14 protein-coding genes are annotated in these 13,846 nt (G+C 55.7%); 8 read left to right on the top strand and 6 right to left on the bottom strand.

Annotation, left to right across the window (positions count from 1 at the left end; all coding sequences use genetic code 11):
• Window positions 1–60: 60 nt before the first annotated feature.
• Genes dnaQ through ACT54B_RS15910 form a run of 5 tightly spaced genes read right to left on the bottom strand, consistent with a single transcriptional unit; the run spans window position 61 to window position 3,671 of the window.
• Window positions 61–768: a DNA polymerase III subunit epsilon gene (dnaQ, locus tag ACT54B_RS15930; RefSeq protein ID WP_476046146.1), complete on the bottom strand. Its 708-nt coding sequence runs from the start codon at window positions 766–768 to the stop codon at window positions 61–63.
• A 1-nt stretch (window position 769) separates the two neighbouring features.
• Window positions 770–1,360: a dephospho-CoA kinase gene (coaE, locus tag ACT54B_RS15925; RefSeq protein ID WP_476046145.1), complete on the bottom strand. Its 591-nt coding sequence runs from the start codon at window positions 1,358–1,360 to the stop codon at window positions 770–772.
• Window position 1,361: 1 nt separating this feature from the next.
• Window positions 1,362–2,234: a shikimate dehydrogenase gene (locus tag ACT54B_RS15920; RefSeq protein ID WP_476046144.1), complete on the bottom strand. Its 873-nt coding sequence runs from the start codon at window positions 2,232–2,234 to the stop codon at window positions 1,362–1,364.
• Window positions 2,227–2,823, bottom strand: coding sequence for a Maf-like protein (locus ACT54B_RS15915; RefSeq protein WP_476046143.1), 597 nt, complete (start codon window positions 2,821–2,823; stop codon window positions 2,227–2,229). Before ACT54B_RS15915 ends, ACT54B_RS15920 begins: the two co-directional genes overlap by 8 nt.
• A gap of 26 nt (window positions 2,824–2,849) precedes the next feature.
• A complete protein-coding gene (locus tag ACT54B_RS15910) occupies window positions 2,850–3,671 on the bottom strand; it encodes a pyruvate, water dikinase regulatory protein (RefSeq protein ID WP_476046255.1) in 822 nt (273 codons plus the stop codon).
• Window positions 3,672–4,075: 404 nt separating this feature from the next.
• On the opposite strand from ACT54B_RS15910, the gene hemE reads away from it, so the two are divergent.
• The 8 genes from hemE to ACT54B_RS15870 all read left to right on the top strand — a co-directional run bounded on the left by hemE (window position 4,076) and on the right by ACT54B_RS15870 (window position 12,784).
• Window positions 4,076–5,110: a uroporphyrinogen decarboxylase gene (gene hemE, locus ACT54B_RS15905; protein WP_476046142.1), complete on the top strand. Its 1,035-nt coding sequence runs from the start codon at window positions 4,076–4,078 to the stop codon at window positions 5,108–5,110.
• Window positions 5,111–5,116: 6 nt separating this feature from the next.
• The gene (hemJ, locus tag ACT54B_RS15900) at window positions 5,117–5,653 is read left to right on the top strand and encodes a protoporphyrinogen oxidase HemJ (protein ID WP_476046141.1); all 537 of its coding nucleotides are present in this window, start codon (window positions 5,117–5,119) and stop codon (window positions 5,651–5,653) included.
• Between the two features lie 195 nt (window positions 5,654–5,848).
• Window positions 5,849–7,114: a transcription termination factor Rho gene (gene rho / locus ACT54B_RS15895; RefSeq protein ID WP_476046140.1), complete on the top strand. Its 1,266-nt coding sequence runs from the start codon at window positions 5,849–5,851 to the stop codon at window positions 7,112–7,114.
• Between the two features lie 71 nt (window positions 7,115–7,185).
• Window positions 7,186–8,493: a tRNA uridine-5-carboxymethylaminomethyl(34) synthesis GTPase MnmE gene (gene mnmE / locus ACT54B_RS15890; RefSeq protein WP_476046139.1), complete on the top strand. Its 1,308-nt coding sequence runs from the start codon at window positions 7,186–7,188 to the stop codon at window positions 8,491–8,493.
• A 69-nt stretch (window positions 8,494–8,562) separates the two neighbouring features.
• Complete coding sequence (mnmG, locus tag ACT54B_RS15885; RefSeq protein WP_476046253.1) at window positions 8,563–10,425, top strand: tRNA uridine-5-carboxymethylaminomethyl(34) synthesis enzyme MnmG; 1,863 nt, start codon at window positions 8,563–8,565, stop codon at window positions 10,423–10,425.
• A 24-nt stretch (window positions 10,426–10,449) separates the two neighbouring features.
• The gene (gene rsmG, locus ACT54B_RS15880; RefSeq protein ID WP_476046138.1) at window positions 10,450–11,064 is read left to right on the top strand and encodes a 16S rRNA (guanine(527)-N(7))-methyltransferase RsmG; all 615 of its coding nucleotides are present in this window, start codon (window positions 10,450–10,452) and stop codon (window positions 11,062–11,064) included.
• Window positions 11,065–11,083: 19 nt separating this feature from the next.
• The gene (locus ACT54B_RS15875; RefSeq protein WP_476046137.1) at window positions 11,084–11,878 is read left to right on the top strand and encodes a ParA family protein; all 795 of its coding nucleotides are present in this window, start codon (window positions 11,084–11,086) and stop codon (window positions 11,876–11,878) included.
• Window positions 11,879–11,902: 24 nt separating this feature from the next.
• Window positions 11,903–12,784 carry a ParB/RepB/Spo0J family partition protein gene (locus ACT54B_RS15870; RefSeq protein ID WP_476046136.1) on the top strand — a complete coding sequence of 294 codons (882 nt, stop codon included), beginning with the start codon at window positions 11,903–11,905 and terminating at the stop codon, window positions 12,782–12,784.
• Window positions 12,785–12,798: 14 nt separating this feature from the next.
• On the opposite strand, the gene holA is transcribed toward ACT54B_RS15870, so the two are convergent.
• Window positions 12,799–13,845, bottom strand: coding sequence for a DNA polymerase III subunit delta (gene holA / locus ACT54B_RS15865; protein WP_476046135.1), 1,047 nt, complete (start codon window positions 13,843–13,845; stop codon window positions 12,799–12,801).
• Window position 13,846 lies beyond the last annotated feature (1 nt).

Here is a 13,846-nt window from a genome sequence, read left to right as displayed (position 1 = left end):
TCGGTTTTCGTCCCTATGAAGCCCGGCCATGGCTGGGCTTTTTTGTTGAAGGCCGGCGATTTATTCGGTGCCGTAGCGCGACCAAATGGCCTTGGCGCCCATTTTCGCAATCATGGCTTCATGGGCTGCCGCTTCCTCAGTCGTGAGGCGTGAAGGCAGCGGGCGCGGCCTCACGAGCACATCGAGGCTGATGGACGCGTCTTCCTCGATGACGACGGTGGTCTTTTCCTCGGTCGATCCAAGGACCAGGGCAGTCTGTCGACCGCCAATCATCTCGATGTAAACTTCCGCCAGAAGCTCGGAGTCGAGAAGCGCGCCGTGTTTCGTCCGGTGTGAATTGTCTATCCCGTAGCGCCTGCACAGCGCATCCAGCGAATTCGGGCCCATCGGATTCTTGCGACGGGCGAGCTGGAGCGTATCGATCACCTGGTCAGGGGCAATGGGCGGAATTCCGAGCCGGGCAAATTCCGCATTGATGAAGCCCATATCGAAGCTGGCATTATGTGCGATCCACATCGCCCCTTCAAAGAAGCTTATGATCTCCTGTACGACATGGGCAAATACTGGCTTGTCCGCCAAGAACTCGTCTGAAATTCCATGGACCGCGAGCGCGTCCGGATGAACCTTCGTCCCTTCCGGATTGATATAAAGATGCAATGTGCGGCCCGTGGGAAAATGATTGACCAGTTCGATGCCGCCGATTTCAATTATGCGGTCCGATTTGCTGTCGAGGCCTGTGGTTTCGGTATCAAAAATGATCTCGCGCATGTCAGGCCTTTTCACGGGTTATCTTATCGAGGATCGTTTCCACCTGCTTCCGGGCGTATTCAATGCCCTGACCGGTGTCGATGACAAAATCGGCTCTGCGTCGCTTTTCGTGGTCGGGCAGCTGGCGGGAGAGAATAAGCTCGAATTTTTCGGCTGTCATGCCCAGTCTCGCAAGAACACGCCGCCGCTGTTCCTCGGGATCGCAGGAAACAACAATCACCTTGTCCACTCTTCCCTCGCCCCCGACTTCGAACAGCAGGGGAATATCCAGTACGATGACCGGCGCGCCTTTCTCCCGGTTTTCCTCTACGAAGCGGCGCTCCCGTTCCTGGACAAGGGGGTGAATGATGGCTTCCAGCGTCCTGAAGAGAGCTGGCTTTTCTGTGAGTTGCCTTGACAAGGCCTGGCGATCCACAACCCCATCGACAACCGCACCTGGAAACGCAGCGCGCATGGCAGGGACGGCTTCCCCCTTATAAAGGTCATGAACGACGCGGTCCGCGTCGTTGACCGAGACGCCGGCCTGCCGGAACAAATCCGCCGTCGTCGATTTGCCCATTCCGATCGATCCGGTGAGACCAAGGATCTTCATTTCAATGTGCTTCCATGTCCGCGACGATGAGTGCCCGCAGCTCCTCATCCACCTCGGGTTTCCGGCCGAACCAGATCTCGAATCCCGGTGCTGCCTGGTGCAGGAGCATTCCCAACCCGTCCACAACGGCACGACCCTGATCTATGGCCTGCCGAAGAATGGGCGTGATCAGCGGCACGTAAACTATGTCGGTTACGACCGCATTTTCCTGAAGCGGCGAAAAATCGATCGAAGGGGCAGGTTCTCCGTCCATGCCCAGGGACGTTGTGTTGACGAATAGCGAGGCGGAGCGCATCACCTCGGTCAAGGCATCCAGCGGATGGGCGTAGACGTGCGGACCGAACCTGTCACGCATCTCCTGCGCACGGGCCAGCGTTCGATTGACCACATGCACCTCATCGAATCCGCGATCCCGTACGGCCTGGATGACGGCCCGGGCTGCCCCACCGGCTCCAAGGATGACCGCACGTCGGGACAACCCCTGTGACGGCCGGTCCCATCCCGGATGCCGCTGATCGAGATTGGCGATGAATCCCCGGCCATCGGTGTTTGTCGCGTGAACCTCTCCGTTCTCAAGCCACAGTGTATTGGCGACACCCAACTCCTCCGCCAAATCATCCGGCCTGTCCGCCAGGCGGAAGGCGGATTCCTTGTGAGGAATGGTGACGTTTCCTCCTACATAGCCGGATTCTCCGGTTTTCAGGTCCCGCATGAATTTTTCGAAGTCGGCTGGCTCGACGGGGTGAGCGACATAGGACCCCTCTATGCCAAGGCGATTCAACCAGTATCCGTGGATCATAGGTGAGCGGGAATGCTTGACTGGATAGCCGGCAACAAAAGCATTCTTGGTTAATGTTTCACGTGAATCACGCATCGATCTCCCCCAGCTCTCGCAATTTGTTAAGAAGTGGCAAAAGGGGCAAGCCCAGAATGGTGAAGTAGTCTCCGTCTATCCGGGAGAAAAGCTGAACTCCCTCGCCTTCCAGCTGATAGGCGCCGACACTGGAAAGCACTTTCGGACCGACACGTTCAAGGTGCCGTGCGATGAACTCAGGTGTCAGTTCGCGCACGGTCAATTCCGCATGGGATACGTGGGTCCAGACAATGTCCTGATCGCGCACCAGGGCGACGGCACTGCTGAGGCGATGGGTTTTCCCGGAAAAGGATTGCAGATGAGCAGCCGCTTCCGCCAGATTTCCGGGCTTGTGATAGACCCGATGCCCAAGCGACAGCGTTTGATCCGAACCAATAATCAAGCAGCCCGGGTGGCGGGCAGAAACATCCCTGGCCTTGGCAATCGCCAAGGCTATTGCCACCCTATCGGGACTTGCTCCGTCTTTTTCCAACGGCGCTTCAATGGCCCGTTCGTCAATCCGTGCCGGATCCACCGAAAATGCCAGGCCTGCATTTTCCATCAACTGCCGACGGAAGGGGCTTCCGGAGGCAAGAACCAAAGTGTGCATTGTCGACCCTCCTGGTGGCACGCGCCTTAACGCAACTTCGGCCGCAGGGCAACGATGGCAGCAGCCGTCTCTTCGATGGACCGACGGGTGACATCAATCATGGGCCAGTTGTTTCTGGCGCAGACAGCGCGGGCATACTTCAATTCCTCGGTAATCGTTGCCCGGTCCGTATATTGTCCGCCATGAAAATCGCCGGTGGTGCCCAGCACCCGGTTTTCTCGAACCTGAGAGATGCGGTCCGATGTGGCCGTCAGGCAAACGATCAGGGGCTTGGTTGACTTCACCAGAGCCTCGGGCAATGGCACACCCGGCACCAGAGGGAGGTTGGCCGTGCGGATTCCGCGATTGGCCAGATAGATGCTGGTGGGTGTTTTCGAGGTACGGCTGATGCCAATGATGACGACATCCGCGTCGTCGTAATCATCGGAAAGCTGCCCGTCATCGTGATCCATGGTGAAATTGAGCGCTTCAATCCGGGCGAAGTAGTCCGCATTCATGCGATGCTGTGCGCCAACCCGCCGTCGGGATGGTGCGCCAAGATAAGCCTGGAAAATGTCCATGACCGGTTCGATCACATTGACACAGGGAACGCCCATTTCCCGACACTTCTGATCGAGGAAAACAGCCAGATCCTTGTCCACCACCGTGTAGAGGACAATGCCGGGCGTCGCATCGATTGCCTCCAAAACCGCCAAGAGCTGTTTCCTGTTACGGATCAGCGGATAGACATGTTCGATGGGATGACTTCCGGGAAACTGGGCCGAGGCAGCCCGTCCCGCGGAGATCAGAGTCTCTCCTGTTGAGTCAGAAATCAGGTGCAGATGAAAGAAGTTTTTTCTGTTCTCCACGCTATCATCCGCTCGCTGTTGAAAAACCGGGACAGACAGACGTAAATCGTGGCGACCCGAACCGGCAAGGGGAAAAACCGGCATTTATCCACATTTGGCGTTCCTGTGGCCGGATGACGAGCCGGGCTGTTCATACTGGGGACAAGCTTTCCCATGTCTGGAACGATGCACAATCCATCCACAGCTTCCGCACATATATAATTCTCTTTAAATATCTGAAATTCATGGAGAATTATTCCTATCCAAGCTGTATCCCAGATGTTCGCTTTTGTTCTTTCACAGCGGTTCGGCACTCATGCGTCAAATCGCACAAAGCGTGCATTGCTTTTAATCCTTGATACTCACCGACTCTAAGAAATAGAAACCAATTAATATCTCTTTGTTTTTTTATGGGAGCCTCAGCCTTGAGCCAGACACAACGGAAAATCCTCGAGGTCTTGAGCGGAAAGACACTGACGCCTCCGCCCATATGGCTGATGAGGCAAGCCGGACGTTATCTGCCCGAGTATCGGGCCACGCGGGCGAAGGCGGGTAGTTTTCTCGATCTTTGCTATTCGCCCGAATATGCAGTCGAGGTGACGATGCAGCCGATCCGGCGCTACGCCTTCGATGCGGCGATCCTGTTTTCCGATATTCTGGTGATCCCCGATGCCTTGAAACGGAACGTGAGGTTTACCGAAGGTCACGGTCCGGAGATGGATCCGATCGACGAAGACGGCATCCGCAAACTGGAAACAGGGACGGTCTTTTCTCATGTCGAACCGGTTTTCGAAACGGTTCGGCGGTTGAGAACCGAACTTCCCGAGGAAACCACGCTCCTGGGTTTCTGTGGGGCTCCCTGGACGGTAGCGACCTATATGATCGCGGGGCATGGGACGCCCGATCAGGCGCCCGCCCGGCTTTTCGCTTATCGGCATCCGCAGGCATTCCGGTCCTTGTTGGCCCTCCTCGCGGAAATTTCGGCCGAATACCTCATTCGTCAGATCGATGCCGGCGCGGATGCAGTCCAGATCTTCGATTCTTGGGCCGGCGTTCTCGGTGAGGCCGAATTCGCGGAATTTGCTGAAATTCCCGTGCGGCGGATGATTGACATTATCAGGGCGGCTCGCCCGCATGCCCGGATCATTGCCTTCGCCAAGGGTGCGGGAGTGATGCTCAGGGATTATCGTCGCAACACAGGCGCGGATGCGATCGGCCTTGATTGGTCCGTCCCCCTCTCCTTTGCCAGGGATCTGCAAAAAGAGGGACCGGTGCAGGGGAACCTCGACCCGATGCGCGTGGTTGCAGGGGGCAAAGCGCTGGAGGATGGCATAAATGCTGTCCTGGATGCTCTCGGTCACGGTCCCCTGATCTTCAATCTGGGCCACGGGATTACACCTCAGGCCGATCCGGAAAACGTGACGAAACTTGTGGAACAGGTTCGCCGCTTCAAGGGCTGATATGTGATGGAAAAAGAAACCGGACTGAAGGCAGGCAAAAAAGCGCAGATTCGTGCTGCGATCGCTCTCGCCGCCTTTGGCGGTCTTGGTGTCTTCCTCCTGTGGGGCGACCCCGGAACCGTCTATCCATGGATCAAGGCGTTCCATGTGATCGCTGTCATATCCTGGATGGCGGGCTTGCTCTATCTGCCCCGCCTGTTCATCTATCATACCGACGCCGAGCCAGGCTCTGTCCAGGCGGAGACGTTCAAGGTGATGGAACAGCGCCTGCTCAAGGTCATAATGCGGCCGGCCATGATATTCTCATGGATTTTCGGCTTGTATCTGGCGTGGACGGTTCATCATTTTCAGGGCGGCTGGCTTCATGCCAAATTGCTTGCCGTGGTCTTGCTGACCATTACCCACGAATTTCTGGCAAAATCCGCACAGGACTTTTTTCGGGACGAGATTACGAGAACTGCGCGGTTCTGGCGTCTGGTCAACGAGATTCCGACGGTTCTGATGATTATCATCGTGATTCTGGTGATCGTACAGCCTTTCTAGCCCGGACCGGATAGGTCTCGACACCGGGCATTGTTCTTTATCGCCGCACCCCCCTTGCGGCGCATGCGCCTTGTCGCTATTTTCCGGCCAACTCTTCTTCGCGGCATGTATGCATTCCGTTGTCTGTGGCCCTTGATCCGCAGACCGAATTCGTAAAACACGCCTTCCCCAAATTCCCAAAATCATGGTCTGTTTATGGCTGAAATGAAGCTTCAGGATCTTAAGAACAAGACTCCGACCGATCTTCTGGCATTCGCCGAATCGCTGGAAGTTGAAAATGCGAGCACGATGCGCAAGCAGGAGCTCATGTTTGCCATCTTGAAAATGCTGGCGAGCCAGGATGTCGAGATCATCGGCGAGGGCGTCGTTGAAGTCTTGCAGGATGGCTTCGGTTTCCTTCGCTCGGCCAATGCCAATTACCTGCCGGGTCCCGACGATATCTATATTTCGCCCTCGCAAATTCGCCGCTTCTCGCTGAAGACTGGCGATACGGTCGAGGGTCCCATCCGCGGCCCGAAGGAAGGCGAGCGTTATTTCGCCCTTCTGAAGGTGAACACCATCAATTTCGACGATCCGGAAAAGATCCGTCACAAGGTGCACTTCGACAACCTCACGCCGCTTTATCCGAACGAGCGTTTCAAGATGGAGCTGGATGTTCCCACATCCAAGGATCTTTCTGCGCGGGTTATCGATCTTGTCGCGCCCCTCGGCAAGGGACAGCGTGGCCTGATTGTCGCGCCGCCCCGTACGGGTAAGACCGTATTGCTGCAGAATATTGCGCATTCCATCACTGCCAATCATCCCGAGTGTTACCTCATCGTTCTTCTGATCGATGAGCGACCGGAAGAAGTGACCGACATGCAGCGGTCGGTTCGGGGTGAAGTGGTTTCCTCCACATTTGACGAACCTGCCGTGCGGCATGTTCAGGTTGCCGAGATGGTGATCGAGAAAGCTAAACGCCTGGTCGAACATGGCCGTGATGTCGTGATCCTGCTTGACTCGATTACCCGCCTCGGTCGTGCCTACAACACGGTGGTGCCGTCTTCCGGCAAGGTCTTGACCGGCGGCGTGGATGCAAATGCCTTGCAGCGTCCGAAACGCTTCTTCGGGGCGGCTCGAAATATCGAGGAAGGTGGGTCCCTTACCATTATCGCGACGGCCCTCATCGACACCGGAAGCCGAATGGACGAAGTGATCTTTGAAGAATTCAAGGGAACGGGCAACTCTGAAATCGTCCTGGATCGGAAGGTTGCCGACAAGCGAATCTTCCCGGCGATGGATATCCTCAAATCCGGTACCCGTAAGGAAGACCTTCTGGTTCCGCGCCAGGATCTTCAGAAGATTTTCGTCCTGCGCCGCATCCTTGCACCGATGGGTACGACAGATGCCATTGAGTTCCTGATCGATAAATTGAAGCAAACCAAAAATAACGGCGACTTCTTCGACTCCATGAATACGTAAGGTTAGCCGGATTCATTTGTGTGAACGGGCCCTTCAGGGCCCGTTTCTGTAAGGGAGCTCGGAACGCTGATATGAACACCATCTATGCCCTCTCAAGCGGATCCCTCCCCGCCGGCATTGCGGTTATCCGGATCAGTGGCCCCCTCTGCCGGGACATCTTGATGGACTTGACCGGCATCATCCCTTCCCCACGAAGCGCAGTTCTGAGAACGATTCGGGATCGAAACCAACAGTCTGTCGATGAGGGCTTGATCCTCTTCTTCCCCGGCCCAAACTCCTTTACAGGCGGAGATTGTGCCGAGCTTCACGTTCATGGAAGCAAAGCGGTTGTTGCCAAGATTCTTTCCCTGCTCTCCGACTACCCGACTGCCCGTCATGCCGAACCCGGGGAGTTCACCCGTCTCGCCCTTCAAGCGGGAAAGATGGATCTGGTAGAGGTGGAGGGCCTTTCAGACCTTCTTTCGGCTGAAACCGAAATGCAACGGCGCCTTGCCATAGAACTGAGCCAGGGTCATCTGTCCGCGCTCTATCTGTCCTGGATGCAGCAGCTCACCCAAGCGAGGGCCATGATCGAGGCCGAACTCGACTTTGCAGATGAGGAGGACATTCCGGGTTCCGTATCGGACCAGGTGTGGCCGCATCTTCAAGCCCTGGAAGAAGAGATCCTCAGACATCTTGCATTGGCAAAAGTCGGTGAAATCGTAAGAGACGGCCTCAAGGTCGTCCTTGTCGGCGCACCGAATTCCGGTAAGTCGAGCCTATTGAATGCGCTCTCCAAACGGGACGTCGCGATTGTAACGCCCATCGCTGGGACCACGAGGGATGCATTATCCGTCGATTTGGATATCGATGGTTATGCGGTCACGGTTACGGATACCGCTGGTTTGCGCGATACGGATGATATCGTCGAGATGGAAGGGATCAAAAGAGCCCACCGCGCGGCTGAGGCTGCCGATCTTGTCCTTTACCTGCACCCTTGCAATGAGGCCTGGGAAGAACCTGAGGTGCAGGCCAGAAAGTGTCTGCTTGTCGGAACGAAATCGGATTTGGCGACCGAACGCCTTGAGCACCCCTATGATGTCGTGATATCGACACTCACGGGTGACGGGATGGATCGACTGCTCGCCGCTCTTGTTGCGGATATCAAGATTATCGAATCCAGAAACTCGCTTGCTATCCCTACGAGAGAACGTCATGTAAGCCTCCTGAAAGAGGCAGTGCATTATATGTCGCTAGCCCGCGATAAAACATTGGCGGATCTTTCGCTGAGGGCGGAGTATCTGAGATTGGCGTCTCACAGGCTGGGCAGCATTACCGGATTTGTCAACACAGAGGCTCTTCTGGACGTGATTTTCTCTCGATTCTGCGTCGGAAAATGATGATTCACGTGAAACACAAGATTCGATTCGGACTCGAAACGGGCGTTTCACGTGAAACGGATGGATACCATGATGAATAGGCGATTTGATGTGATCATCGTAGGAGGTGGGCATGCAGGTTGCGAAGCTGCGGCCGCCGCTGCCCGTCTCGGATGTCAGACGGCTCTGGTGACACATAAGAGCGAAAACATAGGCGTTATGTCCTGCAATCCCGCCATTGGCGGCCTGGGAAAAGGGCATCTCGTCCGGGAAATTGACGCTTTCGATGGCCTCATGGGCCGTATTGCCGACCGCTCCGGTATACAGTTTCGAATGCTGAACAGACGCAAGGGTCCAGCGGTCCGTGGACCCCGCACGCAGGCGGATAGAAAGCTCTACAGGCTAGCAATGCAGCATGCGCTGCTGGAGACCGCCAATCTGGACATCCTGGAGGGCGATGCGAATGGCATCATCCTTGAGAATGGATCGGTGCGGGGCTTGCAATTGGCGGACGGACGCATCTTGGATAGCGCGGCCATCGTGATCACCACAGGGACCTTTCTAAATGGATTGATTCACATTGGAAACGAAAAAATCCCAGCTGGACGCATGGGAGAAGCACCTTCTATCGGCCTCTCGTCCAGCTTGGCGAGGCTGGGACTGCGTCTAGGACGGCTGAAGACGGGCACACCGGCACGCCTCCATCGGGACAGCATTCGATGGGCGTACTTGGAGATGCAGGACGCCGATGAGGATCCTGTTCCGTTTTCATTCCTGACGGACAAAATAACCGTACCGCAGGTGCAGTGTGGAATCACCCGAACGACGTCTGCAACCCACCGCATCATCTCGGACAATTTGAAATTCTCCGCGATGTATTCCGGCCAGATCGAGGGCGTGGGGCCCCGCTATTGTCCTTCAATCGAGGACAAAATTGTACGCTTCGGCGAACGAGATGGGCATCAGGTTTTCCTTGAGCCGGAAGGTCTGGACGATCCGACGGTTTACCCCAATGGTATTTCGACATCCCTGCCGGCTTCTGTTCAGGAAGCTTTTATTCACACCATCCCGGGTCTGGAAGAAGCCAAGATCCTGCAGCCTGGTTATGCCATCGAATATGATCATGTCGATCCGCGCGAGCTTGACAAGACATTGGCGGTTAAAAAGGCAAAAGGACTATTTCTCGCTGGTCAGATCAACGGAACAACCGGTTACGAGGAGGCCGCCGCCCAAGGCCTTGTCGCGGGATTGAATGCGGCGCTTTTTGCCTCCGATAAGGCACCCTTAGTTTTCAGCCGGACGAATTCCTACATCGGTGTGATGATTGATGATCTGACCAGCCGAGGCATCATGGAACCGTACCGGATGTTCACCTCTCGCGCAGAATATCGCCTGACGCTACGTGCCGACAATGCAGACCAGCGCCTGACGCCGCTGGCTATAGAGCTCGGATGTGTGTCCCGCGATCGTATCAAACGGTTCACGGAATTTCAGACCGAGATGGACCGCGCCCGCCAAGAGTTACAGCAGGAAACCATAACGCCCAATTCGGCACGCAAGAATGGTTTGCAACTGAATCTCGATGGTCAACGACGATCCGCCTATGATCTGCTCGCGCATCCGCAATGCTCCCGTGCGGCGCTACAAGAAATTTGGCCTTGGCTTAAACACCTGTCCCCCCATATTCTTGAGGCTCTCGAGATTGAATCAGGCTATGCCGTCTATCTACAACGGCAGGAACATGACATCCAACAGGTCAAGCGCGATGAGGCAGTCCTGATTCCATCGGATTTCGAGTATCGTGACATCGCCGGTCTTTCGAACGAGCTCAAGATGAAGCTGGAAAAGAATCGTCCGGTGGACTTGGCCCAAGCTTCGAAAATTGACGGGATGACACCTGCCGCGCTGACGCTCCTTCTCGCACTCTTGCGCCGCCATGCCGATGCGGCGTGATTCAATTCAGACGAGTCTCTTAGCATGCAACTAAACGGGCAGCGTGTTTCACGTGAAACACAGGAAAGACTAGAGCAATTCGAGAAGCTATTTCTCAAATGGGCCAGGACAATGAACCTTGTGGCGCCCTCTACCAAGCAACAGTTCTGGGACCGGCATATAGCCGATAGTGCCCAAATCTATCAGCTCTCCGCAGGCCCAAAGGTCTGGGCTGATTTGGGGAGCGGGGGAGGATTTCCTGGCATCATTACAGGAATTCTGCTTGCCGAGCTCGAAGATGGATGGGTGCATCTTATCGAGAGTAACCAGAAGAAAGCTGCCTTTCTCCGGCAAGCGATAAGAGAAACTGGTGCGCGCGCCACCATCCACGCGAAACGTATCGAAGAGGTCTATGAAGATATCCCGGCTGTCGATGCGATAAGCGCAAGGGCGATCGCTGATCTTGATACGCTGTGCGCTCTATCTCTGCCCTGGGTGCAGCGAAGTGAACAGACGACCTGCTTTTTTCACAAAGGCCGGGATTACCAAAATGAAATCAACAAAGCGCGTGGCCGATGGTCTTTCGATCTGGTAAAACATGAGAGCAAGGTCGAGGCAGATTCTGTTATTATGGAACTTCGCTCGCTTCGATCCCTCTGAACGGAACTCAGGTGAATTTATGCGCACCGAAAAAAACCGGATAATCACGATCGCAAATCAGAAAGGTGGGGTTGGCAAGACCACGACAGCCATCAATCTGGCGACCGCTCTTGCTGCTATCGGTGAACGAGTTCTGATCATCGATCTCGATCCGCAGGGTAACGCGAGCACCGGGCTGGGAATTGATCGCAAGAACCGTGTTCATTCGTCCTATGACGTGTTGATCGGCGCGTCGACTGTCGGGGAAACTGCAGTTCAGACGGCGGTTCCGAATCTCTTCATCATTCCGTCCACCATGGATCTGCTCGGCCTGGAAATGGAAATTGCCAGCCAGCCAGATCGTGTGTTCCGCCTGAAGCGCGCGCTGCAGGGAGATGAGGCGCAGAGCTTCAATTACATATTGGTGGATTGCCCCCCGTCCTTCAATTTGCTGACCATGAATGCAATGGCGGCGGCGCATTCCGTTCTTGTCCCCTTGCAATGTGAGTTTTTTGCACTTGAGGGGCTGAGTCAGCTGCTCGAAACGGTCAATCAAGTCAGACGAACCGTCAATCCGACCCTGGATATTCAGGGTATCGTGCTGACGATGTTCGACTCCCGAAACAACCTGGCACAGCAGGTCGTCAGTGATGTGCGTAGCCATCTGGGGGACAAGGTGTACCATACGCTGATCCCCCGAAATGTGCGGGTGTCGGAAGCGCCTTCCTATGGAAAGCCAGCAATACTTTACGATCTGAAGTGCGCCGGTAGTCAGGCCTATTTGCAGCTTGCTTCTGAAGTGATCCAGAGAGAACGGCAGAGAAAAGCCGCTTAAACTGTTGATATTGTGGAGTAAACAATGAACGACGATCTGTCTAAGCGCAGGCTGGGGCGTGGTCTGGCGGCCCTGATCGGGGAGATGGACCAGCCTATTCAGGCGGAGACCCCGCAAAGCGGGATCAATCCTGATCGTCTCGTTCCTATCGAATATATTGCGCGTAACCCGCGCAATCCTCGCCGGTATTTTGATGAGGCCGAACTGCAGGATCTGGCCTCATCGGTTCGCCAACACGGCATCGTTCAACCCGTCGTCGTTCGCACCCTATCGGCGAACCAGTATGAAATCATCGCCGGCGAACGGCGCTGGCGCGCTGCCCAGCTCGCAGGCTTCACCGAGGTACCCGTCATTGTGCGGGACGTTGACGACCGCACGGCGCTCGAAATCGCCATTGTGGAGAACGTTCAGCGAGCTGATCTGAATCCGCTTGAAGAAGCTCTGGGCTACGAGCAGCTTATCTCGGATCATGGTTATACCCAGAACGATTTGGGTGAGATTATTGGCAAGAGCAGAAGCCATGTGGCGAACAGCCTGCGGCTCCTCAAGCTGCCGGATCCCGTGAAAGACATGCTGGCTGATGGTTCGCTCTCCGCCGGGCACGCGCGTGCCTTGGTGTCGACTTCGGATCCTGCAGGCCTGGCCCGGACCATCGTCACGAAGGGACTTTCTGTCCGAGACGCGGAAAAGCTAGCGCAGAATGATATCAAGGGCTTGACCTCCGCGTCCGCCAAGGCGGGGCGAACCGAAAAGGACTCAGACACGCTGGCTCTTGAGCGAAGCCTGAGCGATGCTTTGGGTTTGGAGGTCACCATTGTGCATAAAGGGCAGGCTGGCAGCATCAAGATCGGGTATCGTACGCTTGAGCAGCTTGAAGATATCTGCCGGTTGCTGGAGCGTCGCTGAACGATTCGGTGGCGTTATGATCGCACTGCGGTGCGGGCCGATTGCAATGTGATCGATAGAAGCAGCTGCAAGGCAATGCTCTCTTCCAAAGCCTGTCGCTGGCGCGTTTGCAAAACCGCCATCTGCAACCTGTTCATCTCTCTTTGCAGGGCCTGAGCGGTCCAGTTTCGAAGCGCTCTCTCCAGAATCGGCTTTCGTTTGAAGTGGATGGAGCGGCCGAGCGTCTGCATGACTTGTGCGGGCTGAAGCTTCTTTTCTTCCATCTCTGCCCGCATCTGGTCCAAAAGCTGAAATTGCCTCAAGCATCCCTGAAGCACCAGAAAAATGGGGGTTTTCGACTGAGAGATTTTTTCCGCCGCATGGAGAAACTGATCCCGGTCGCCGCTGAGAACCGCATCTATGGCTTCATCGGCAGATATGGCGCTGGCATCGCCGATGATATCGCGGACATGCTGTTCCTCGATAACCTGCATTCCCCTGCAATAGAGGGAGAGTTTGCGGATTTCATTGCGCGACGCTATTCGATCGCCGCCGAGGCTGGACACGAGCAGTTCACGCGCGTCGGGTGTCAGGCGCAGGCCGCTCTCCGCCAGTTCGCTATCGACCAGACCATTCAGGGCGCGCAGATCGTCGGCGTAACAAGCGATACTCGCGATGCGCGGGCTGGCATCGGCAATCTTGCGCGTGCCTGTCCCTTTCTTCAGGTCGCCTGCTTCTACAAGGAGCATGCTATCCCCGGGCGGGTCATTCGACAGGATCTGCAACGCCTCTACGAGCGGTTTTTCGTTCATCGCCCCTTTAATCCAGACGAGGCGACTTCCACCAAACAGTCCAAGCGACTGCATTTCCTCAACGATTCGGCCGGGTTGGGTGGATAGGTCTGCCGCATCGAGCTTGATAAGGGAGAAGGGATCGCTCAAATCCACCCCGGACAAGGCGGCTAGTTCAGCCGCTCTTTCCGATACAAGGCCGCGGTCTGGGCCAAATATAACGAAGATACGACAGCCAAGGGGCTTCTTTCGAAGAAGCCCCTCAAACTCATGATTCTTGACTTCGACCATG

The sequence above is a fragment of the Gellertiella sp. DMC107 genome, assembly GCF_056313605.1.
This window is presented reverse-complemented; position numbering and strand designations above follow the sequence as displayed.

What these genes read in the sequence shown, in the direction of transcription:
- dnaQ (WP_476046146.1), bottom strand. Translation starts at nt 768, where the DNA reads ATGCGCGAGATCATTTTTGATACCGAAACCACAGGCCTCGACAGCAAA.
- coaE (WP_476046145.1), bottom strand. Translation starts at nt 1,360, where the DNA reads ATGAAGATCCTTGGTCTCACCGGATCGATCGGAATGGGCAAATCGACG.
- ACT54B_RS15920 (WP_476046144.1), bottom strand. Translation starts at nt 2,234, where the DNA reads ATGCGTGATTCACGTGAAACATTAACCAAGAATGCTTTTGTTGCCGGC.
- ACT54B_RS15915 (WP_476046143.1), bottom strand. Translation starts at nt 2,823, where the DNA reads ATGCACACTTTGGTTCTTGCCTCCGGAAGCCCCTTCCGTCGGCAGTTG.
- hemJ (WP_476046141.1), top strand. Translation starts at nt 5,117, where the DNA reads ATGGAAAAAGAAACCGGACTGAAGGCAGGCAAAAAAGCGCAGATTCGT.
- rho (WP_476046140.1), top strand. Translation starts at nt 5,849, where the DNA reads ATGGCTGAAATGAAGCTTCAGGATCTTAAGAACAAGACTCCGACCGAT.
- mnmE (WP_476046139.1), top strand. Translation starts at nt 7,186, where the DNA reads ATGAACACCATCTATGCCCTCTCAAGCGGATCCCTCCCCGCCGGCATT.
- mnmG (WP_476046253.1), top strand. Translation starts at nt 8,563, where the DNA reads ATGATGAATAGGCGATTTGATGTGATCATCGTAGGAGGTGGGCATGCA.
- rsmG (WP_476046138.1), top strand. Translation starts at nt 10,450, where the DNA reads ATGCAACTAAACGGGCAGCGTGTTTCACGTGAAACACAGGAAAGACTA.
- ACT54B_RS15875 (WP_476046137.1), top strand. Translation starts at nt 11,084, where the DNA reads ATGCGCACCGAAAAAAACCGGATAATCACGATCGCAAATCAGAAAGGT.
- ACT54B_RS15870 (WP_476046136.1), top strand. Translation starts at nt 11,903, where the DNA reads ATGAACGACGATCTGTCTAAGCGCAGGCTGGGGCGTGGTCTGGCGGCC.
- holA (WP_476046135.1), bottom strand. Translation starts at nt 13,845, where the DNA reads ATGGTCGAAGTCAAGAATCATGAGTTTGAGGGGCTTCTTCGAAAGAAG.